Below are 19,868 nucleotides of genomic sequence, written 5' to 3'. Positions count from 1 at the left end.
AGAATCGCCGCGGCGCCGGACATTCTGTGGCCGTGAGCCCTGTCCAGGACGCCCGGCGGCGCGCCGAGTTCGAGCAACTCGTCGCGCAGGCGTACGAGCCGCTGCAGCGGTTCCTGCGTCGGCGGACCGACCCGGCGACGGCGGACGACGTCCTCGGGGACGTGCTGCTGGTGCTGTGGCGCCGCGTCGACGAGATCCCGGCCGAGGCGCCGGTGGCCTGGTCCTACGGGGTGGCGCGCGGATGTCTGGCGAACCACGTCCGGGGATCGGTGCGGCAGGAGCGGCTGGTCGAGCGGCTCAAGCAGGAGCCCGCCGGCGGACCGGCGCTCGGGGCCGAGCACGAGGCGCTCGACGAGGCGATGGCTCAGCTGCCGGAGAACGACCGTGAGCTGCTGCGCCTGTGGGCGTGGGAGCAGCTCGCGCCACGGGAGATCGCGACGGTCCTGGGGATCACGCCGAACGCCGCGAGCATCCGGCTCCATCGCGCGATCGGCAAGCTGAAGGAGCTGATGGGACGCCCCGCCACCGGCGGAGCAGCCCGGGGTGAGACGGAAAGGGGTGCGGGCGCATGAGCAACGAGAACGTCCCCTCCGACGAGTTCCCCGCCGACCTCCCGGCCGACTTCGACTTCGCCGCCGACGACGACCTCCGCGCCCTCCTCGCGGACCTCGACCCGATGGCCGAGCGCGTCCCGGTCGATCCGGTCACGAGCGCGCGGGCCCGGGAGCAGGTCGAGCGCGTGCTGGCGGCCGGGGCGGACGTCGTGACGCCGCCGGCCGCGCGGTCCCGCTGGGCCCGGCCGTCCTCGTGGCTCGCCGCCGCGGCGGCGGTCGCCGCGATCGCGGTCGGGACGACTGTTGCCGTCACCGCCGCCGGGGGCGAGGACGGCCGCGACGTCGTCGCCGGCCCCACCGTGCTCGAGCTGCAGGGCAACCCGAGCGACCCGATGACCTCGATGTGCCTCGCGTTCGAGGTTCAGCAGCTCGCCAAGGCGCCAGTCGCGTTCGCGGGCACGGTCACCGAGATCGGCGCCGAGCAGGTCACCCTCGACGTCGACCGCTGGTTCACCGGCGGGACCGCGGACGTCGTCACCGTCGCGACCCCGGAGGGCATGCCCACCGCCGCCCTCGACGGCGTGAACTGGGAGACCGGCAAGCGGTACCTGATCAGCGCCACCGACGGCATGGTCGACGCCTGCGGCTACAGCGGCCCCGCCACCCCCGAGTTCGAGACGCAGTTCGAGCAGGCCTTCCCGACGAAGTCCTGACGGCAGGTCAGGAACTACCAGAGCACCGGCAGTCCGGGGAGCTCCGAGAACACGTTGTCCCGGGTGACCAGCGTCGCCTGCGCGAGCATTGCCTGCGCAGCCAGCATTCGGTCAAACGGATCGGGGTGCGCCCAGGTCATCGTCCCGGCGCGAATCGCGTCGGCCGCGGTGATGGGCCTGTGGTGCGCACCGAGCCGACGGCAGTACATGTCGTGCTGACTGACCAACGCCTCCGCCTCCGGCCACTTGCCGCTGTGGAACTTGATGGCCAACTCCCACGCCGTCACGGCGGAGACGAGCACGTCGTTGCCGATGTCCGTGATTGCCCCACGGGCGCGGTCGGAGAGTCGGTCCGGTGTACTGATCGCCCAGGCGTACGCGTGGGTGTCGAGCAGCAAAGTGCTCATGTCCACCGGGCCAGGTCTGCCTCGTTCAAAGGGTCGAACAGGTCGTCCGGAAGCTCGAGCGGGACGAACCCGAGCTCGCGACCAGGCGGCGGTGCGATCGGGACCAAGCGCACGAGTGGCCGACCGGCGCGTGCCACGACGACGTCCTCGCCCGCGAGGGCGGCATCGAGCAAGCGGGAAAGATTCGCTTTCGCCTCGGCCACGTTGTACGTGCTGGTCATGATGGTCAGACTAACATGACCAACTCGGGTCGGCGCGCCTGTCATGCGCACCTCGCCAACGGGGGCGGCGGTGTCACGATCACGGGCAACGGCGGCAACCCGCGCAGCGCGGCGATCACCAGCAGGATGTTGCGGAGTCCCGCACGAGTGAAGGGGTCGACGTCCAGGCCGGGCGGCAACTCATCGATCTCCTCCTGCCACTCCGGATCGACGCCCTGTGGGCCCGCCCGATGAGCTTGGTAGCGCAGGGCCGACGCCACGACTGCCGCAGCCTCGGCGTCCGCACGTCGGGAGACCACGCGAATGAGATCTGAGGGCAGCCATCCCGCCGTGGTGTGCCCGTCGACGAGCAGGTCCATCGTGCGCGCTAGCCGAATGCTCAGCCACTCCGCGCGCGAGCCCGTCCGGGTGAGCAGGGCTTCAGCGAAGCGACCTGCGTGCTCCGGATTGGCGACCACCAAACTGACCAGGACGGAGGCCCAACACATCAAGTCGTGATCGGCCCGTTCCAGGAGCATCGCGGTCTCGCCGGTGCGAGTGGGGACGCGCCGGCCCGTTTTCTGCGGACGACGAGTGGCGGTGCGGTTCTTCCTGCGCCGAGTCCGGCGGCGCTGCCGGGTTCGAGTGGTCATGGGCGAACCCTGGACCCGGCCACCGACAGTCGGTTTCGGTGCAGGTCAGAGGCCCGCGAAAACTTTTCGTGCCCCGACGAAAGAGTTCCGCGGGTGCCGGACATCCAGTGTGTGACAGGAGAGGGGGGATGGCGGATGAGCGAGTCCTTCGGCGGGACCTCGGAGGAGGACCGACGGCTGCGGGCGCTGCTCACCGGCCTCGACCCGATGTCCGCTCGGGTCCCTGTCGATCCACACACCAGTCCGCGGGCCCGCCAACAACTGGAGCAGATCATGTCGCAGAGCACCGAGTTCGAGACCCCCGTCGCCAAGCGCGCGGGGCGGGGCAAGACCTGGCTCGCCGCCGCGGCGGCCGTGGCCGCGATCGCGGTGGGCACCACCGTCGCCGTGACGTCAGGCGGTGACGACGGCGAGAACGTCGTCGCGGCCCCGACCGTGATGGAGCTGCAGGGCAACCCCAGCGACCCGCTGACGTCGATGTGCCTCGCCTTCGACGTCAAGACGCTCGCCAAGGCGCCAGTCGCGTTCGGGGGGACCGTGACCGACATCGGCAACGAGAAGGTCACCATCGACGTCGACCGCTGGTACAAGGGCGGCGACGCCGACGTCGTCACCGTTCAGACCCCGGAGGGCATGCCCACCGCGGCGCTCGACGGCGTCAACTGGGAGAAGGGTCAGCGCTACCTGATCTCCGCGCACGAGGGCATGGTCGACGGCTGCGGCTACAGCGGCCCCGCCTCCGCCGACTTCGCGAAGCAGTTCGACAAGGCGTTCCCGGCTTCCTGAGCGGGCGTCAGAGCCCACTGACGTCAGCGGGATCGCGCGCTATGGCGCCCGATCCCGCTGACGTTGTGACGTTAGTGGGGACGGGGGCCGGGGTCAGGGTCAGGTTCCGGCCGCGAGGCGGAGGGTCGAGCCGGCGCCGCCGAGGACGGGGCGACCGTGGCCGAAGCAGGCGACGTCGACGTCGAGCTGGGCCAGGGCGCGGAACGCGTCGAGGACCCGCTCCCCGTCGAGGTTGAACACCCCGGGGATGACGGCGCCCTGGTGCTCGGCGATGACGTCTCCGGTGAACAGGACACCCTGGCCGGGGAGGTGGAGGGCGATGCTGCCGTCGGTGTGGCCGGGGACGGCGAGGACCCGCGCTCCTCCACCGAAGGGCAGGACGTCGCCGTCGTGGACGTCGAGGTCGACGGGCACGGGCGGAGCGGCCGCGAGGTCGGCGGCGACCTGGGCGTGGAGCTCGCGTTCCCAGTCGGTGAAGTTCGGCGGCGGACCAGCTTGCTCGCCGCGGATGACCGGCGCATCCGCGACGTGGGCGACGACCTGCGCACCGGTCCGCGCACGCAGCTCGGCCGCGGAACCGACGTGGTCGTCGTGGAAGTGGGTGAGCACGATCCGCGTCAGCTCGCCCGGGTCGCGGCCGCGCCGGGCGAGGGCGTCGAGGATCGCGTCCGTCGACCCGACGGGGCCGGTGTCGATCAGCGTGACGCCGTCCGGGTCGTACCAGACGTAGAGCTGGAACCCGGCGACCTCGACGCGGTCGAGCCGGTCGGTCAGGCGTTCGGCGGACATGCGCACCTCCGTCGGTCGATGCTGCGTCCAACGACGGATGTGCGACAAGCGTTTCCGGGTTCGCCGTCAGCAGAAACCTGACGTGACGTCAGGCGAAGGTGTCGCAGGCGTTGAGGTTGCCGCTGTCGCGTCCGGTGGTGAACCAGCGCTCGCGCTGGGCGGCGCTGCCGTGGGTCCAGGACTCGGGGTCGACGCGCCCGGTGGACTTCTGCTGGATCCGGTCGTCGCCGACGGCGGCAGCGGCGGCCTGGGCCTCGCGGACCTCGTCCTCGCTGACGGAGACGTTCCCGGCGTCGTCGGCGAGCCGACTCCACACGCCGGCGTAACAGTCGGCCTGGAGCTCGAAGGCGACGGAGAGCTCGTTCTTACGCTTGGGCGAGGAGCGTTGCTCCTGGCGCATGCGGTCCTCGGTGCCCAGCATCGTCTGGATGTGATGCCCGGCCTCGTGGGCAAGGATGTAGGCCTGCGCGTACCGCCCCGCGGCGCCGAACTGGCGCTGGAGCTCGGCGAGGAAACCGATGTCGATGTAGATCGACTCGTCACCCGGGCAGTAGAACGGCCCGACCTGCGACGAGGCCCGCCCGCACCCGCCGGTGCTCACGGCCGTCTCGAAGAACGTCAGTGCCGGACGCTCGTAACGCTCGCCGCGACGGGCGAAGTCGTCCGTCCAGACCTCGTTGATCTCGTTGTAGACCTTGACCAGGTAGCAGTCGTCGTACTTCTCGATCGCGCCCTCGGTGTTGCAACGGGTCTGCAGGTCGCCGGAGGTGTCGGCCTTGCTCTGGACGCTCCCGTCGGCGGGAAAGAGCAGGGACGGGTCGAGGCCACTGCCGCCTCCGCCGAGCACGCTGAACAGCGCGTAGACCAGGAGCCCGACGATGCCGACGCCGCCGCCCCCGATCGCGGCGGTGCTGCCCTTGCCCCGGCGGTCGCGGACCCCGGAGGCGTCGACGGAGCTGTCGTCGAACTTGATCACGGCCGGGACGCTACTCCCCGCCGGTCCCGGCGGGCGCGGCGCCTACGCCGGGACGCAGCGGGAGTTCAGGACGGCGTGGACGTCGGTCCGCTCGGGGCCGTCGAGGTGGCCGTCGGCGGCGAGCAGGGTCGTCAGGCCGCGCAGGTCGACGAGCGCGACGCCAGTGATCGACTCGCTCACCCACGGCAGCGGGGTGTCGACGAAGCACAGCGCCCCGTGGACGGGGACGGTGTGGCCGACGTCGACGAGGGTCCGCTGCAGTGTGACGACCTCGCGGCGGAGCTGGTCGACGAGCTCGGTGCGGTCGCGGTAGTTGATGAACAGCCGCTCGTCGCGCGGGGTGAGGATCCCGCCGGTGCGGCGCACCTCGTGGGGGCCGTAGTGGGTCTTCGCGTCGACCACCCAGACCCCGGACGGCGCGACGACGAAGTGATCGACGACCTCCCGGCTCGGCCGGCCGTTGGGCCCGACCGTCCGCCGGTCGTGGAGCGCGAGCACCCCCGGGACAGCCGTGATCGCCGCCGTGACGGGGTCGAGCTCCCGTCGGCGTTCCGTCTCCCGCCGACCACCACGGCGCAGGGGCAGACCGATCACGACTGGGTTATCGGCGTCCCCACGCCCAACGTGAGGGTGACCTAAGACCCGCAGCGGATGCACAGCGCGGGGACAGGGTCAGGCTGGCGGGAAGCGCGAGTCGAGGAGAGCAGCGACCGACGCGCGCGCCGCCGCGTCAAGGTCGCCGCGACGCTGGACGGCCTTGCGCAGCCCCCGGCGGCCGATGAGCGGGATGCCGTCGATCGCCTTGTCGGTCCACGGGAGCGTGGTGCCGACGAAGCAGAGGGCCCCGTGGACCGGGACGTCGAGCTGCGCCGTGATCAGCGCTCGCTGAACCGTTTCGACCTGGCGCTGGAGCCCCTCGATCAGGGAGGTCCGGTCGCGGCCGTTGATTAACAGGCGGTCCTCGCGGGGCCGGAAGACCCCACCGAGGCGCCGCACTTCGAGATCGCCCTTGTGGGTCTTCGTGTCGACCACCCAGACCCCGGACGCCGCCACGACGAGGTGGTCGATGTTCGCGCGCGAACCGCCGTTCAGTCGTCGATCGTGAAGTACCAGGACGTCCGCAATCCCGTCGAGCACCGCGCCGACGGCCTCCTCGCCCTTCGCGCCCTGGTCCCACACCCGAGTCGAGGTCGGCTCCTCATTCAAGGCGAGCAGCAGTCCGCCGATGCGGGGAAAGCGGGCACGGGCGTGGTCCTCCCGCTGTGCCCGACGGCGGTCGTACTCGCGGCGGGCCGAGGCTCCCGCAGGGGAACCGGCTGAGGTCGCGTCGCCGGCGTCGTCACGGCGGGAGGATCGCTTCACCCCGCCGTCATCGGGTCGTTCGGAGATCGACGTGAGGCCGGCGGTCGGAGGTGTGCGACTCGCCCCGTTTCGTCCTCCGCCGAACGGATGAACGTGCCTGAGCGCCGGGGTGGTGGGACGGCCGGTCGACCACAATCCCGGTCGTTCCGACGGCGAAAGCCGTCCCGTTCCGTCAGGAGGTTGTGTGTTCCACCGCACCGTCCGCGTCGCTGTGATCACCGGAGTTGCCGTCGCCGCCCTGGCGGAGGTTCCGAGCGCGGAGGCGGCGTCATCGCCGGTCCGGGTCTCGCAGGTGTACTTCGACCCGCCGGGCAACGACACGAAGGCCAAGGCGTCCAAGCTGAACCTCGAGAAGGTGGTCATCCGGAACACCGGCCGCAAGGCAGTCAGCCTCGCCGGCTGGACGCTGCGGGACACGTCGAGGACCCATCGCTTCGTCTTCCCGAAGGGCTTCAAGCTCGCGGCCGGCGCGACGGTGACCGTGCACACCGGGAGCGGCAAGAACACCGCCGGCCACCTCTACTGGCGGAGCAAGGACTGGATCTGGAACAACGACGGCGACCGCGCCTACCTGCGCAACGCCAAGGGCACCGTCGTGCACCAGTGCGCCTGGACGAAGAAGAGCGCATCCCCGAAGTTCTGCTGAGCCTCAGCAGGCCGCGTCGCAGGGTGGGATCTCGCCGCGGTCGTCGCGGAGCTCGCGGATCGCTCTGGCCGGGGAGCGGTCCTTGCCGTCGCGCCAGGCGTCGAGGTAGGGGGCGGGGGCGAGCATGCCGCGGCGGACCCACCAGGCCCGGTGGGGTGTCGGCCAGGACAGGCCGAAGTGCACGTGGGGACTGGTGCCGCGGGCGCTGCCGGTCCGGCCGACCTGGCCGAGCCGCCGGCCCGCGGTGACCCGCTCCCCCGGCTCGATGCGGCGGTTGATGACCGACAGGTGCGAGTAGTAGTAGCGGACCCCGTCGTCGCCGATGATCGAGACCGACAGCCCGCCGCGGGTGGCGCCGTCGTTCCTCCGCGGGTTCCACCGGTCGCGCCGGCTCACCTCGTCGACCACCCCGTCGGTGACCGAGACGATCGGGCATCCCTCGCGGGCGAACACGTCGCTCGCCGGGTAGTCGTGGTGGACGCGGCCGTAGCTCGCGTCGCAGTCCTGGATCGGGAAGACGTACGACGGCGAGGGGGAAGCCACCGACCCGGCTGCCGTTGTCCCGCCGGCCCACGTCATCGCGAACGCGACGCCGATTGCCACCAAGATTCGCACCATGTCCTCCCCCGTGCCCACGTCCGCGTCGGCGAACCCCGGTCAGATCTCGCGGTGGAAGTAGAACGCCCGCTCCCCGGTCTCGGGGTACTCGATCTCGGTGAACCCGTGGGAGCGGTAGAACCGCTGGGCGTCGACGTCGCCCTCGTCGACGTTGATCTCGAAGGTCGTGACGCCCCGTTCCTTCGCGGCGGCGATTGCGCGGGTGAGGACCGCGGCCCCGATCCCGCGGCTGCGGAGCTCGGGGCGGACGTAGAGCTCCTCGAGCAGGGCGACCGGGCCCGGGCTCCACAGGCTCGGGCGGAACGTCGTCACCGCGACCGCGACCGCCGGCTCCCCCGCGAGCAGGATCTTGAAGTCCGGTCGGGTCACCAGGGTCCGGATCCGCTCCGCCAGCTCCGCGACCGGCGGGGTCGGGCAGTCGAACTCGACGTTGAAGTCGTGGAGCAGCTGGGCCGCGCTCTCCGCTTCCGCGGGCCCGCACACCCGGACGACGTAGTTCGCATCGGTCATGATCCGAGCATGCCAAAGGCTCGCCGGCCCGACCCGCGGACGCCCCTGACGCAATCGGCTGCCTAGAGCGCCGCCACCGAGACGGCCTCGGCGTGGGCGACCAGGCGCCGCAGATCCTTCGGGTCTCCCGTCGCGATGATGGCGCCGGCGGAGAGGTCGGCCACCGCGACGAGGAACGCGTCGATCGCCAGCGTGGAGTCCGCCCCGCAGGCCCCGAGCAATTGACCCGCACGAACCGCGACACGGCTGTCGACCGCGTGCACCTCGACGCGTTCGCGGCGGAGACCGGCGAAGACGGCAGCGTCTTGGGAACGTCCGCGCACGACCTCCGCGAGGACCGCAGCGACGGTCGCAACGGGAAGTTCGCGGCGGCGCATCTCGCCAACAAGCGCACGAACGCGGTCGCGCCGGTCGGCCGGGCCGTGCGCGATGGACGAGAGGGCCTCGCTGTCCAGCAGGAGCACCGCTCACCCGGCCCGGCGGCGACGGCGAGGGGCGATCTTCGACGCGGACGCCCGCGAGGCGTCCCATGCTTCGACAAGGTCCGCGGCCCAGGCGAGAGTCTCGGTCGGGACGGGCCCGTGCTCCCGTTCGAGCTCGACGAGCCAGTCGTCGACGGCCGCGAGGTGCCGGACCCGCGTCAGGTACGCGGCGACGGCCGAATCCACGGCGGCCGACAGACTCCGCGCTCCCACCAGAGCGCGCAGTTCCTCCAGCTGCTCCGAGTCGAGCGTCAACGTCACCTTCGTCTTGGGTGCCATGGCCGTATGTTAGTACCTTCATACGACTAAATGGTCGCCCCGGCCGTCTACTGGTCCGGCGGCCGACGGTTATCCACAGCTCTGACGACCCCCTTCCCCTCGCCCTCTTCCCCGGGCACAGTTGCGCCACTTCACACCACCGGGGGGACGGATGGACGAGCGGACGGTCAGATCGTTCGAGGCACTGAATCGTCGGGAGACGCCGACCGATGCGCTGACACCACGTCAGTTGCGGAAGGTCCGGTCACTGGCGCGGGCTGCTCTCGCCGATCGCGGGATCGAGGCGGCGATCTACGCCGACCACCTGAAGACCTTGGACGGGCGAACGTTCGGGCTGCACAACCTGATCTCGAAGTGCCGGACGAGCGGGCTGCCCGTCGAACTCTGGGACGAGGTCGTGCGGCTCCACTTCGACGCGCTGCTCGACGCGTTCCCCGACGGGGCCGACCCGGGCGTGGTGCCCGCCGACGAGTTGGAGGCGAACACCTTCGTCCGGCTGCAGGTCGAGGAGGCGCTCCCCCGCGACTGGCACCCGCACTACCGCTACGTCCGACGTATCGGGGGCGGGTTGATCGAGCTGCTCGCGCACCGGAAGGACGACATGGTCCGCTGGCTCCGGGACGAGGACCTGGAGCCCCACGGCACCGAACGACTCCGTGAGGTCGGACTGGCGAACGTCCGAGCCGTCGAACCGGACGAGCATGTGATCGTCGAGGAAGGAAAGCTGCGCTTCCACGTGGTCCGCGGGGAGTCGGGCTTTATTGCGTCGAAGTTGCTCGTCCTCCCGGACCTGCTCGCCGACGTCCTCGGTCGGCGGTCCTGGCCCGAGGGGGTCGCAGTCGCGGTGCCGTCCCGCTACGAGATCGCGTTCGCGCCCGTCGGCCCCGGGATCCTTGGCGGCACCGCGGGGCTGTGGTCCTACGCGGCGTGGGCCTGCGCGCACCGCGCCGGGCCGCTGAGCCCGTACCTGTACTGGTGGCGGGACGGCCGGGTCACCCAGCTGAGCTACTTCGGGCCCGACGGCAACGGCCACCTCTACCCCAACCCCGCCTACGAAGCCCTTGTGGAGCGCTACGACCCCGACGGGATCACCGGCGCCGCCTGACTCCTCCACCGACTACCGAAGGATCGCCATGCCTGAGACCACCGTTCTGACGCCCCGCCAGATCCGTGACCACACCTATCCGCTGCTGCTCGCCGTCACCGACCGCGGGACCAAGGGCCGCCCCGGGTTCACCTACGCCCGCCCGGTCGGCGAGGACCTCGTCGAGTTTCTGGCCCACCGGGACGGCGACGACCTGCGGCTGCTGCACGACGGCGAGGTCGCGACGGTCGGTGCGGCCGAGCTGTTCACGCTGGCCCGCGAGCGGCTGCGGCTGCTTCCGTTCGAGAGCTCCGAGTGCGTGCAGCAGGACGGCGGGGAGTTCTACGTCCTCCGCGGGGCGGCGGAACTCACCGCCGGCAAGCTCGTCCTGCTGCCCGACGTCCTGCGCTCGGTGCTTGGCGTCGCGACGGAGACCCCCGCCGGACTGCTCGTCTCCGTGCCGACCCCGCACGAACTCGTCTGCGCCCCGGTCGCCGGCGACCTCCCGGCGACCCTGCTGTACCTCGCCCGGTACACCCTGATGACCTACGAGCAGAGCCGCCGTCCCCTGAGCCCCATCACCTACTGGTGGCACGAGGGCGTCCTCACTCCGGTCGTCACCATGGACGAGGACGGGATGGTCGACTTCCGCCTCCCACCCGCCTTCCTCGACGCCGCCGCGTCCTGACGCGACGCATCGCGCGGTGTGGCTATTCGTCGGACTGCCGCGCGATGAAGTCGGCCATGCCCGGGACGGTGAACGCGACGACCTCGTGCTCCGGGGCGTAGATCAGTCCCTTGGCGATGAGGCTTGCCCGCGCCGGGCCGAGACTTGTCTGTGGACGGCCGTTGCGCACCGGGTCCACGCGCTCATGTAATGAGTTATGTCGGACACTAGGATTTCCTTATACCCGCTAATACTTCGCTACACCCGCGTGAGACTGCGCACCCAATATGCCGGTCGGCACCGACATCGCCAGGCTGCTCAGCCTCTACCTGGCTTCGCACCGCCGGAGACCAGCGCACACGCGAGGCGCTGCTCCTCCTCATCCGGGTCGCCGAACACTAGGGTGAGCGGCAAGGGTGCGAGTGGGGGTTCGATGGCCGGAGGGTTCCAGGTCGACCTCGAGGCGCTGATCGGCGCTTCGAAGGGCGTCCTGGACCTTGCCCGCGACTTCCAGAACACGGACGTCAAGAACTTCCTGCCGGACCAATCAGCTGCCGGATCCACCGCTCTCGCCAAGGCGCTCGACGAGTTCGGCGATCGCTGGAATCGCGGGATCGACAACTTGATGAAGGACTCGACCGAAATCGCCGGTCGGCTCGGCGAGACCGCGGTCGCCTACATCGAGGCCGACCGCGCGGTCGCACAGACATTCCGGGACCTGCTGGCGCGGCTCGAGTCAAGCGGTCCGATCGGCTGATGACCGACTTCACCATCTCCGGCGACCCGGCTGCGCTCCGCGCGTCGGCGTCGTCACTGCGCGCCCTGGCGATTCGGCTGGAGACGACCGCGACCTCGATGCGTCGCCTGTCCACGTACGGGTGGGAGGGAGTCGCCGCAGACGCGTTCCGGGACGCGTTCACCCCGGAGCCTCGCCGTTGGGAGCAGGCCGCTGACGGGTTCCGGGACGCAGCCTCGGCCTTGGACGCGCACGCCGGAACCCTGGAGTGGGCCAAGACGCGTGCGGTCGCGTGTGCTGAGGCCTGCCGGGCCGCGGACGCCGTCACCGACCAAGCACGCCGAGCCCATGAGGCGGACCGGGCGTTTCGTCCGCAGCCCGCGTACGGTCGCTCATTGCTCGAGGCCGCGGGCGCGTTCACGGACCCAGGGGCAGCCGCGCGTAACGCGGCGTTGGAGGACTTCCGCGCGATCGGAAACGAGGTCGAGGACTCCGGCGACCGCGCGGCGGCCCGAGTTCGCGCCGCCTGCGACGCGGCTCCTTCGAAGCCCGGCTGGTTCTCGCGCACCGTGGGAAGCTTCTTCCTCGGCGCCGGTGAGTCTCTCTGGGACCTCGGGAGGATGGCTCTCTGGGACCTGAACCCGCAGACACAACTGGCGTGGGCGGCCGTGCGCGTCGCCACCGGGCAGGCAACGGTCGGCGAGATTGCCGATGAGTTCGAATCCAAGGGCGAAGCCCTCGCCGCCATCGCGCAGGCGGCCTACCAGGATCCCGACGGTTTTGCTCTCAACGTCGGGAAATCCCTCATCGATCTCGAGACCTGGCAGGACGATCCCGCTCGGGCACTCGGCCACCTCGTGCCGGACGCGGTCGCGGCCGTGGCCAGTGGTGGTGCCGGTGCCGGAGCGAAGGCGCTCCGGAGCCTCGACGGCATTCACGACGTCGCGATGTGGGAGCGGCCGCTGCACGGCCTGAGGACGCTGCGGGGCACGAACGCTCTCGATCTCGCCGGTCTCGGCAACCTCGACGACGTGTCCCTGGCACGCCACCTCGACGAGATCGGCCCCTCCGGCCAGAGCCTCCTGCTGCGCCGCGGGGAGGACTACGAGATGCGGTCGATGGCTGGCATCTTCGAGAAATCCAGAGAGACCCACTACGCCGCACACCTGGACAGCTTCGCCGGCACTCCGGGGTCGGTGGCAGACCGCGTCGTCGACGGCGGTCCGTTGGTGAACTATCACGCTTCCGCGGCGCCGGGATCGGGTGCCTTCTGGACTGACCCGGCGGAGATGCTCCGCATGCGGAGTGAACAGGATGCCTTCGACCGTCTCGCTCTCCGCGATGAGTGGGACATGCGGTTCGAGGACGGCACGTGGCATCAACTGTCACGCGACGAGATCACTGTTCGCGAGTTCGCCGTCGGCGAGGAGCAACGCATGCAGACCGGCACGGTGGGCCCCCAGGACCGCGCGCAACCGAGGGCGTGGGAAGCAAACGCTGAGGCGTACCGCGGGGCGTACCGCGACGATGTCGGCCCGACCCACCGGCTCGATGGAACGCCGATACCCGAAACCCGCCCCGGCGGCGGTGTGCAACACATCGCGGGACGCGAACCCGGGGCGTACAGCGCCGAGGTCCCAACCTGGAGCGGACCACCGCCCTGGGTGGAGCGGGCCGACGGCGACTGGGGTGGCTTCGCAGCAGGCGCTGCCGCAGGGGTCGCAGTCACCAGCGGCGCCGAGACCATCTCGAACGCTGAGCAGGTTCGCCCGTGAACGACCCTCGTCGCGACGCGGAAACCGCCGTGCGCAGCATCATCCGCAGCAATCCCGGACTGTGCCTGCTCGACGGTCTCCTGGGGCCCTGGTTCGACCTGCCGTCCTCGGCGGCCTGGCGCCGGCGAAGTCCGTGGCCATCTGGCCTGGATGTCCGCGCTGCGTTTGCGTTACTGAATGAGGATGTGCCGGCGGCCGCGGTGGACAAGTTGTCCAAGGCCGAGGAGAACGCGACACCGACCGACACACAGCGACACGAGTACGAGACTCGAAGCCGCGAACACAGTCGGTCCTGGGAGTTGCCGGAGGCTGCGGACCTTTCTGCCCACATCGAGTTGGATCTTGCGTGGCGTCGGGTCGACGGCTCGGAGCAGGTGGGCAACCCTGCCGGCCTCCTGGCCAATCCGCGGTGGTGGCCGGGGCGCGACGCGTCTGGTGATCCCGCCGGCCTCAGCGGTGCGGTGCGCGCCGGCGAAGAGCACCCTGACCTTCACCAGCACGAAGTGGTGGCCGGACTCCTGCGACTGTTGCAACGACCCATCGAGACTTCCCCGCGTCACTGGATCGTGGCCGCGAACGACTACCGCGTTCGCACCGCGCGGTGGCTCGACGCCGTCTCGACGGCGGCCGGCGCGCTGCGCACACCCGCCGGGCTATGCCTTCTCGCCACCGTGATCGCTGCGGTCAAAGCGGATACGGAAGGGCCCCTGACCGCACGGGCCCCGCGCCTGCGCGCGTCGGCTGACGCCGTGCGCCGGGCGTTCGCGAAGATTAACGATCCGCTCTCCGACGACGCACTCGCCAGCCTCCTGGACGCCGAGCCTGGGACGGGCCGAGGCGCCCTCGTGCGCACCCCGCTGGCCGTTGTCGAGCGGCTCGACGGGACGTGGGGGCCGGACGACCGGGTGAAGCCCCCCTTCTTCTGGGCCCTGCCGGCCGGTACCGACACCGATGGGTACGCCGAGGCGTGGGCACACCATCCGGACCCGGCCAATGATCTGCCCTCCCAGCAGCCGCCGGACGCCGGTGCCGACTGGCTGCTGGCGGCCACCGAACGGCGCGTCCGGGACCGCCTGGCAAGGTATCCAGCCACGCAAGCGACCGGGGGCCGACGCGGATGGCGCCGCTGGCTGCCTACAGGACGGGGATGACATGCGTGGCAAGGTCGACGAGCGGCAGGCGGAGTACGACCGGTGGCAGGAGCTCAGCCGGAACGCGACGCTCACTCGGCTGGACATGGCCCGGAACATCGCCCAGGACGGGCGGGACGTCGCGCCGCTCCTTAGGGCGTTGAGCGTCGAACCGATCTTCATCCGCCCCCACGCGGACGGCAGCGTGGACGTCTCCACCGACGCCCAGGGCGAGCGGTTCGTGCACGCGTTCACCTCGCACGTTCGACTCGCGGCGTCGGTGCCCATCGATGCGCCGGACCTGACGGTGCAGCAGATCCTGCTCCCCCGGTGGGCGGCATCGTTCCCGGCACCGGCCGGCGTCCGTCTCGATCCCGGGACGGCGTTCGACGTCTCTCTCGACGCCCGACAGGTCCACGAGGTGCGGGCCATCGCCGCCGGCATCCCGACCCCGGCTGCCCTGCGCGCAGTCGACCGCCACGAGACTCTTGATCTTGTGCCCGGCCCGGACCGCCTGATGGACCTCGACCAGCAGGTGGTCACCGCGGTGACCACCCACGCCGGGCCCGCGGTCGCCGCGGCGATCCGACGGGCCGGCGCCCGACTCGACGGGATCGGTGGCCGGGACTGGCCGGTCTACTACCTCCCGGCGGACGTCCCGGAGCCCCTCGCGTCGGCGATCCGGGCCGACCTCCCGGCGAACGTGGTGCTCGTGCCGGGAACCCCGGCGATCCCGCCGAACATCGCCGAGTATCGGGCGCAGGCGGTCGCGCTGTCCGAGCTGACCTAGTCTCCGGGCCGCGGCGCCCGACCCCGTTTGCGGTTCATCTGGTGGTGGGACTCGCGGCTGAGCTTGGCGACGTAGGCGGTGCCGAGGTCGTGGACCATCCCGCCCATCGCGTCGACGGTGTCGAGCTCGGCGCGGATGTCCCGGTCGAGGCCGGCGGGGGCGATCGGGAGCGCCTCGCGGAGCCGGTCCCGGGCCTCATCGAACAGCGCCTCGCCGGCGCCGACGTCCCCGCGTTCGAAGGCCTCGGAGGCGCGGCGCTTGCTCTCCTGCGCCTCCTGGAACAGCGCCTCGGAGCGGACCGTCGGGTGCGGGACCCGGCCGGCGGCCTCGTCCCCCGGGACGACGTTGACGCTGACCGGCAGCGACACGACGTGCTCGATCAGCCCGGGCAGCTCGACGTAGGCGAGCTCCAGGGTCGCGATCCGGGCCGGGCCGAGTGCGGCCATCCCGGGGACGCGGAACTTCATCAGCACGCGGCGGCCCTCGGCGCCGAAGAAGTCGCCGAGCTCGACCATCAGCTGGTTGGCCGAGATCTGACGCGTCGGCAGGTCGTTGTACAGGTGCGCGAGAGCGACCGGGTCCTCGACCGTGACGATCAGCGACGCCGCCTGGACGACCTTGTTGAGCAGTCCGTCGACCTCGCCGGCGATCGCCGCGCCGGCGGCGTCGGGGTTGTCGGCGAAGACGTGGTTGCCGTTCCCCGCGCGGGCGATCGCCGCGAGCAGCGTCTCGTCGTAGCCCCGTCCGTAGCCGAGGGTGGAGGTGACGACGCCGTCGGCGTAGGCCTTGGCCGTGACGGTGGCGAACTCGTCGGCGTCGCGCAGGCCGGCGTTGACGTGCCCGTCGGAGACGACGAGGACGGTGCCGCCTGCGCTCGCGACCCGGCGGAGCTCGCGCAGGCCGCGCAGGTAGCCGGCGGACAGGTCGGTGCTGCCGCCCGCCTCGACGGACTCGACGGCGCGGACCGCCCGCTCCTTGTCGGTGAGCGGTCCGGCGGCGACGACGACCTGGGCGGAGTCGTCGAAGGTGACGAGCCCGAAGTTGTCGGTCGGTTCGAGCCGGCGGATCAGCGCCACGAGTGCGGCCTTGGCGCCCGCCAGCGGCGGCCCCGCCATCGAGCCGCTGCGGTCGAGGACGATTTGCAGCGAGGCGGGCGCCCGGGTCGCGTCGACCGGCGCCGCGGGCGCTTCGAGGTCGACGAGGACGGTGACCTCGTCCTCGGCCTCGTGCGCGACCGCCGCGACGTCGAGCAGTGCGTTGAGCTTCATGTGATCCTCCATCACATCCCGGTGGGGTGGGCAGGCGCCCGGTCCGCGGATCGAGCCGGGCGCCACGGGCGGGTCCTAGTAGGCCGAGGCCTGGATGACCCGGAAGGTCGCGCTCTTGAGCTGCGCGGCGTCGTCGCCGGAGACGAACTCGAACATCGCGACCTCGTCGGACTGGCCGGGGCCGAGGGCCGAGACGAACGCGGTGTCGGTGGCGATGCGCGTGCCGGACGGGGTGAGCGCCTCCACCTTGACGTCAAAGGACTGACGCTTGCTCGACTTGTTGGTCAGCGTCACCGTCAGCTTGCCGTCGGTCAGGCCGAACCCGAGGTCCTTGGCCCTGTACGTGCCGATGGCGACGCCGAGGTCCTTGGCGAGGACGTCGTCGGTCGCGTTGCCGACCGCCCGGTCGATGGACTTGCCCGCCTCGTCGACCGCGGTCGCGACCGCGACAGTGGAGGCAATCGCGCCGAGGCCCGCGAGGATCGCGAGCACCACGCCCGCGATCGCCTTGCCCTTGCCGGCCCGGCGTCCCGCGGCGGCGCCGCGCCACCCGACGATCCCGAACCCCAGCCCGATCGGGGCGAGGACGAGCGAGATCATCCCGACGATCGGGATGAGGCAGAACACCGCCGCGACGATGCCCAACACCAGACTGGTGATCGCCGGGCCCTGGCGCCCGGGCCCGTTCATCACGACCACGGGCTGGACGTACCCGGCCTGCGGCAGGCCGGCCGATTCGAAGTTGGTCGTGCTCATAGGAATGACCCCCCGGTCAGTGGAAGCGATCGGCACCCGGAGCGGCTCCCCACCGCGTCCCGTGCCCTGATGAACAAGACCGTAGAGAGGGGGTCTGACAGTTTCGGATTTCGTCGGCGTCCTGAGGGGCGGTCAGACCTTGAGCACCCGCAGGGGCCGGTGCACCTCCGCCATCCGGTCGTAGTCGTCGTCCTGGGTGACCACCGGCAGCCCGAGGTCGATCGCGGTCGCGGCGATGAGGGCGTCGGTCAGCTTCACCGTGCGGGTGATCCCCGCCTGGCGGCAGTCGGCGACGAGCCGGGCCCAGGCTCCGATCACCGACTCGGTGATCGCGATCGGGTCGGCCGCGCGGGCCAACGCGAGGGTGTCGCCGCGACGGGCGCGGGCTCCGTCCTCTTCGGCGAGGAGCACGCCGAGTTCCAGCTCGCCCACCGTCACCACCGAGACCGCGCCTCGGCGGGGCAGCCGGCCGAGCGGCCGCTCGACCTCACGGGCGATGAAGACGGAGGTGTCGAGCAGCCCCGCTTCGGGCTGCGGGTCGTTCACACCTCGTCCAGGGTGTGGCCGACGGTCTGTTCCAGCTCAGCGGTCAGCGCAGCGTCGGCCGAGCGGGCTTCCAGCTGTCCGGCGAGCCAGTCCCCGGGGAGCCAGCGGGCCCGGGTGGCGTGGGGAACGATGTCCGCCACCGGCGTCCCCCGCACCGTCAGGGTCACCCGCTCCCCCGCCATGACGGCGTCGATCACCTCGGCCGTCTGGTTCCGCAGCTCCCGCACCCCGACCTCCATGTGCGACAATGTAGCACTCGCGGCCTCAGCGACTGGGCTGAGCGCGCTCGACCCAGGAAGCCATGTACAACGTCAGCCCCGGGATCGTGCCGAGGATCTGCGGAGTGTCCCGATTCGTAGGGTCGACGACACCGAGTTCGGCGTCGCTACCGAGATGACGGACGGCCAGGAACTTGGTGCGGTCGGGAGTCACGCCGAGCACCGCCCAGCCCTCGATCATGCGGACCTTGCCGGTGCGAGGGTTCACCACCGCGGTATCGGATGCGGGGACATCCGAGCCTGCACGGTAGACGGGGCTGACGACGAATCCCTTGCCGGCGACAGGACTGCCGATCTGCGGAGCGACCGTGATGGCGCGCCGCTTGCCGTCGAAGTCCATGAGGAGGATTTGATCGTCACGGTTCTCGGTCTGCACGACCGACAGGAACCCGCCGCCCGGGCCCGCGGCCGCGATCGAGGCCGTGTCATCCCTGGTCTCGAAGAGGACGGTGCTCTTCGTCGACTTCGGGTCGTAGGACATGTACCGATGCACGATCGTGTCGCCGGTGCCGAGGTCCTCGTACCGCAGGGTGCCGTCGGGTTGGAACTCCGGGGAGAACGCGTGCGGGCGACCCAGGCCGGGGATCTCAGCGATTACCCCGTCGCTCTGAACCAGCCCCAGCTTGTCGATCTGTTCATCCCCCGCGGCGACCGCGACCGTGCCGGCGTTGGCGGTGATCCAGGAGATCCGCTTGTCGGCTGTCAGCCGATACGCACGAAGCGGGTTCAGCGTGATGCCGTACACGTCACTGAACAGCACGTTGCCGTCGCCGCTCCCGACCGCGTAGATGTCGAAGGCGGACAGCGGCGGCGCATCGGCGGCGATCCGCGCGACCGCCGCTTCGTCACCGGGGTCGTCACCGCAGCCGGCGGAGGCGAGGAACACCGCAGCAAGCAGCACCGTCCCTCCCAGCCGCAGACTGAGCAGTCGCATTCCGCGATCCTCCTACTTGCTGACGTACGGCGTGAAGTGGAACGCGACCACGCCGGGCTCGGTCCCCGCCGGGAACTCCCAAAGCCCGTGCGCGATCGCGCCTTGGAAGTCCTGACTGCCGCTGTTGCGGAAGCATCCGTACCAGCGCCCGATGCAGTTGTCTTGCCACCAGGCGTTGACGGCGTTCAGCTCGACGTCGTTCATGTAGCTCTCGTACGGCGCCCGGAACGAGCCAAGGAGCTTGTCGGACGGGTGCTGGGTGATCGAGGCGTTGATCGAGACCGGCTTCCTCTCGACCTTGAAGCCGAGCCCGAGCGAGTAATCCTCGGGGGTCTTGCCCGTCTGCCAGGCGAACCCGATGCGCCTCGACTCAGTCTGGTCCGCCAGCGCCATCCCGGTGCCGACGCGGCGCAGACGACCACTGTCCAGATCACCACCGCCCTTGGAACACACCTCCCACTGCGTCGTGCGGCCGACGCCCATCTTGCGGGCACCGGCGAGGCGGTATGCGTGGTACTGGAATTGCACGCTCCCGTTCTCGAATCTCACGTACTTGGTGCTCGGGAGGTAGGCCGTCAGGCCGGCCCTTTCGGTCGACTTGATACAGCTGCGCACACTGTCCGTGGGCCCGCCCTCGATGACGACGGACTTCATCGTGCCGGCGCCGACCACGGCTCCGGTGACCGCGTCGACCAAGTTGTTGATCACCTTTGCCGGTTCGAGCTCGATGGTCTTGCCGGTCCGGGTGTCGAACCCGGTCCTGCCCTGGATCACGATCGAGTCGAACGTGGTCAGCACGTCGCTCTGCTCGTTGGTGCCGGCGACCGCGGCGGGCGCGGCGACGACACTCCCGAGGAGCGCGGCCAGGCCGAGGCCAGCGCCGACAGCAGCGGACACACGAGAAGACATCGAGATCTGCATGGATTCGC

At 70.8% G+C, this 19,868-nt stretch carries 27 protein-coding genes and 1 pseudogene; 10 read left to right on the top strand and 18 right to left on the bottom strand.

The genetic code is table 11. The annotated features are described in order from the left end of the window. The first annotated feature begins 32 nt into the window (after window positions 1-32). Entirely contained in the window at window positions 33-572 is a 540-nt protein-coding gene (locus ABD401_RS18145; protein ID WP_344607307.1) for an RNA polymerase sigma factor, read from the top strand. Further along, the gene (locus ABD401_RS18140; protein ID WP_344607305.1) at window positions 569-1,267 is read left to right on the top strand and encodes a hypothetical protein; all 699 of its coding nucleotides are present in this window, start codon (window positions 569-571) and stop codon (window positions 1,265-1,267) included. Before ABD401_RS18145 ends, ABD401_RS18140 begins: the two co-directional genes overlap by 4 nt. 14 nt (window positions 1,268-1,281) lie before the next feature. Here ABD401_RS18140 and ABD401_RS18135 read toward each other — a convergent pair whose 3' ends face one another. Genes ABD401_RS18135 through ABD401_RS18125 form a run of 3 tightly spaced genes read right to left on the bottom strand, consistent with a single transcriptional unit; the run spans window position 1,282 to window position 2,527 of the window. After that, window positions 1,282-1,674, bottom strand: coding sequence for a type II toxin-antitoxin system VapC family toxin (locus ABD401_RS18135; protein WP_344607304.1), 393 nt, complete (start codon window positions 1,672-1,674; stop codon window positions 1,282-1,284). Then, window positions 1,671-1,895, bottom strand: a complete 225-nt coding sequence (locus ABD401_RS18130; protein ID WP_344607303.1) for a type II toxin-antitoxin system Phd/YefM family antitoxin — start codon at window positions 1,893-1,895, stop codon at window positions 1,671-1,673. The genes ABD401_RS18135 and ABD401_RS18130 overlap by 4 nt, the downstream gene beginning before the upstream one ends. 41 nt (window positions 1,896-1,936) lie before the next feature. Continuing rightward, on the bottom strand, window positions 1,937-2,527 hold the full coding sequence (locus ABD401_RS18125; RefSeq protein WP_344607302.1) for a hypothetical protein: 591 nt from the start codon (window positions 2,525-2,527) through the stop codon (window positions 1,937-1,939). A gap of 135 nt (window positions 2,528-2,662) precedes the next feature. Here ABD401_RS18125 and ABD401_RS18120 point away from each other — a divergent pair, with 135 nt between their 5' ends. Next, entirely contained in the window at window positions 2,663-3,313 is a 651-nt protein-coding gene (locus tag ABD401_RS18120; protein ID WP_344607300.1) for a hypothetical protein, read from the top strand. Between the two features lie 99 nt (window positions 3,314-3,412). Here the strand turns inward: ABD401_RS18120 and ABD401_RS18115 are convergent, their stop codons facing one another. The 4 genes from ABD401_RS18115 to ABD401_RS18100 all read right to left on the bottom strand — a co-directional run bounded on the left by ABD401_RS18115 (window position 3,413) and on the right by ABD401_RS18100 (window position 6,440). After that, window positions 3,413-4,102 (bottom strand): MBL fold metallo-hydrolase, encoded by a 690-nt coding sequence (locus tag ABD401_RS18115; protein ID WP_344607298.1) that lies wholly within the window; start codon window positions 4,100-4,102, stop codon window positions 3,413-3,415. Window positions 4,103-4,190: 88 nt separating this feature from the next. Then, the gene (gene ypfJ / locus ABD401_RS18110) at window positions 4,191-5,075 is read right to left on the bottom strand and encodes a KPN_02809 family neutral zinc metallopeptidase (protein ID WP_425566199.1); all 885 of its coding nucleotides are present in this window, start codon (window positions 5,073-5,075) and stop codon (window positions 4,191-4,193) included. A 45-nt stretch (window positions 5,076-5,120) separates the two neighbouring features. After that, a complete protein-coding gene (locus tag ABD401_RS18105; RefSeq protein WP_344607294.1) occupies window positions 5,121-5,672 on the bottom strand; it encodes a nuclease-related domain-containing protein in 552 nt (183 codons plus the stop codon). 78 nt (window positions 5,673-5,750) lie between these two features. Then, window positions 5,751-6,440 (bottom strand): nuclease-related domain-containing protein, encoded by a 690-nt coding sequence (locus ABD401_RS18100; RefSeq protein ID WP_344607292.1) that lies wholly within the window; start codon window positions 6,438-6,440, stop codon window positions 5,751-5,753. A gap of 184 nt (window positions 6,441-6,624) precedes the next feature. Here ABD401_RS18100 and ABD401_RS18095 point away from each other — a divergent pair, with 184 nt between their 5' ends. After that, the gene (locus tag ABD401_RS18095) at window positions 6,625-7,086 is read left to right on the top strand and encodes a lamin tail domain-containing protein (RefSeq protein ID WP_344607290.1); all 462 of its coding nucleotides are present in this window, start codon (window positions 6,625-6,627) and stop codon (window positions 7,084-7,086) included. A 3-nt stretch (window positions 7,087-7,089) separates the two neighbouring features. On the opposite strand, the gene ABD401_RS18090 is transcribed toward ABD401_RS18095, so the two are convergent. From ABD401_RS18090 to ABD401_RS18075, 4 genes are all read right to left on the bottom strand, one after another. Next, complete coding sequence (locus ABD401_RS18090) at window positions 7,090-7,704, bottom strand: M23 family metallopeptidase (protein WP_344607288.1); 615 nt, start codon at window positions 7,702-7,704, stop codon at window positions 7,090-7,092. A gap of 39 nt (window positions 7,705-7,743) precedes the next feature. Next, complete coding sequence (locus tag ABD401_RS18085; RefSeq protein WP_344607286.1) at window positions 7,744-8,214, bottom strand: GNAT family N-acetyltransferase; 471 nt, start codon at window positions 8,212-8,214, stop codon at window positions 7,744-7,746. A 62-nt stretch (window positions 8,215-8,276) separates the two neighbouring features. Beyond that, the gene (locus ABD401_RS18080) at window positions 8,277-8,678 is read right to left on the bottom strand and encodes a hypothetical protein (RefSeq protein ID WP_344607284.1); all 402 of its coding nucleotides are present in this window, start codon (window positions 8,676-8,678) and stop codon (window positions 8,277-8,279) included. A gap of 3 nt (window positions 8,679-8,681) precedes the next feature. Further along, window positions 8,682-8,975 carry a CopG family transcriptional regulator gene (locus tag ABD401_RS18075; RefSeq protein ID WP_344607282.1) on the bottom strand — a complete coding sequence of 98 codons (294 nt, stop codon included), beginning with the start codon at window positions 8,973-8,975 and terminating at the stop codon, window positions 8,682-8,684. A gap of 151 nt (window positions 8,976-9,126) precedes the next feature. Between ABD401_RS18075 and ABD401_RS18070 the strand changes: the two genes are divergently transcribed. Both ABD401_RS18070 and ABD401_RS18065 read left to right on the top strand, forming a co-directional pair. Then, window positions 9,127-10,080 carry a hypothetical protein gene (locus tag ABD401_RS18070; protein ID WP_344607280.1) on the top strand — a complete coding sequence of 318 codons (954 nt, stop codon included), beginning with the start codon at window positions 9,127-9,129 and terminating at the stop codon, window positions 10,078-10,080. 28 nt (window positions 10,081-10,108) lie between these two features. Beyond that, on the top strand, window positions 10,109-10,747 hold the full coding sequence (locus ABD401_RS18065) for a hypothetical protein (RefSeq protein ID WP_344607278.1): 639 nt from the start codon (window positions 10,109-10,111) through the stop codon (window positions 10,745-10,747). A 22-nt stretch (window positions 10,748-10,769) separates the two neighbouring features. Here the strand turns inward: ABD401_RS18065 and ABD401_RS18060 are convergent. Continuing rightward, window positions 10,770-10,892 (bottom strand): annotated as a pseudogene (locus ABD401_RS18060) (ATP-binding protein); the annotation flags it as partial. A gap of 267 nt (window positions 10,893-11,159) precedes the next feature. Between ABD401_RS18060 and ABD401_RS18055 the strand changes: the two are divergent. The 4 genes from ABD401_RS18055 to ABD401_RS18040 are packed head-to-tail and all read left to right on the top strand — an operon-like array spanning window position 11,160 to window position 15,157. After that, window positions 11,160-11,483, top strand: coding sequence for a WXG100 family type VII secretion target (locus tag ABD401_RS18055; protein WP_344607276.1), 324 nt, complete (start codon window positions 11,160-11,162; stop codon window positions 11,481-11,483). Next, window positions 11,483-13,237: a WXG100 family type VII secretion target gene (locus tag ABD401_RS18050; protein ID WP_344607274.1), complete on the top strand. Its 1,755-nt coding sequence runs from the start codon at window positions 11,483-11,485 to the stop codon at window positions 13,235-13,237. Before ABD401_RS18055 ends, ABD401_RS18050 begins: the two co-directional genes overlap by 1 nt. Then, entirely contained in the window at window positions 13,234-14,388 is a 1,155-nt protein-coding gene (locus ABD401_RS18045; RefSeq protein ID WP_344607273.1) for a hypothetical protein, read from the top strand. The genes ABD401_RS18050 and ABD401_RS18045 overlap by 4 nt, the downstream gene beginning before the upstream one ends. Window position 14,389: 1 nt before the next feature. Further along, the gene (locus ABD401_RS18040; RefSeq protein ID WP_344607271.1) at window positions 14,390-15,157 is read left to right on the top strand and encodes a hypothetical protein; all 768 of its coding nucleotides are present in this window, start codon (window positions 14,390-14,392) and stop codon (window positions 15,155-15,157) included. Here the strand turns inward: ABD401_RS18040 and ABD401_RS18035 are convergent. The 6 genes from ABD401_RS18035 to ABD401_RS18010 form a co-directional block, all read right to left on the bottom strand. Continuing rightward, a complete protein-coding gene (locus ABD401_RS18035) occupies window positions 15,154-16,425 on the bottom strand; it encodes a vWA domain-containing protein (protein ID WP_344607269.1) in 1,272 nt (423 codons plus the stop codon). The two genes, ABD401_RS18040 and ABD401_RS18035, sit on opposite strands and share 4 nt — an antisense overlap. Window positions 16,426-16,500: 75 nt before the next feature. Continuing rightward, a complete protein-coding gene (locus ABD401_RS18030; protein ID WP_344607267.1) occupies window positions 16,501-17,181 on the bottom strand; it encodes a hypothetical protein in 681 nt (226 codons plus the stop codon). Window positions 17,182-17,313: 132 nt separating this feature from the next. After that, complete coding sequence (locus tag ABD401_RS18025) at window positions 17,314-17,727, bottom strand: PIN domain-containing protein (protein WP_344607265.1); 414 nt, start codon at window positions 17,725-17,727, stop codon at window positions 17,314-17,316. Then, a complete protein-coding gene (locus tag ABD401_RS18020) occupies window positions 17,724-17,966 on the bottom strand; it encodes a type II toxin-antitoxin system Phd/YefM family antitoxin (RefSeq protein WP_344607263.1) in 243 nt (80 codons plus the stop codon). Before ABD401_RS18020 ends, ABD401_RS18025 begins: the two co-directional genes overlap by 4 nt. 25 nt (window positions 17,967-17,991) lie before the next feature. Next, entirely contained in the window at window positions 17,992-18,939 is a 948-nt protein-coding gene (locus tag ABD401_RS18015) for a hypothetical protein (protein WP_344607261.1), read from the bottom strand. Window positions 18,940-18,951: 12 nt separating this feature from the next. After that, complete coding sequence (locus ABD401_RS18010; RefSeq protein WP_344607259.1) at window positions 18,952-19,848, bottom strand: hypothetical protein; 897 nt, start codon at window positions 19,846-19,848, stop codon at window positions 18,952-18,954. Window positions 19,849-19,868 lie beyond the last annotated feature (20 nt).

The organism is Sporichthya brevicatena (assembly GCF_039525035.1).
GTDB lineage: Bacteria > Actinomycetota > Actinomycetes > Sporichthyales > Sporichthyaceae > Sporichthya > Sporichthya brevicatena.
This window is presented reverse-complemented; position numbering and strand designations above follow the sequence as displayed.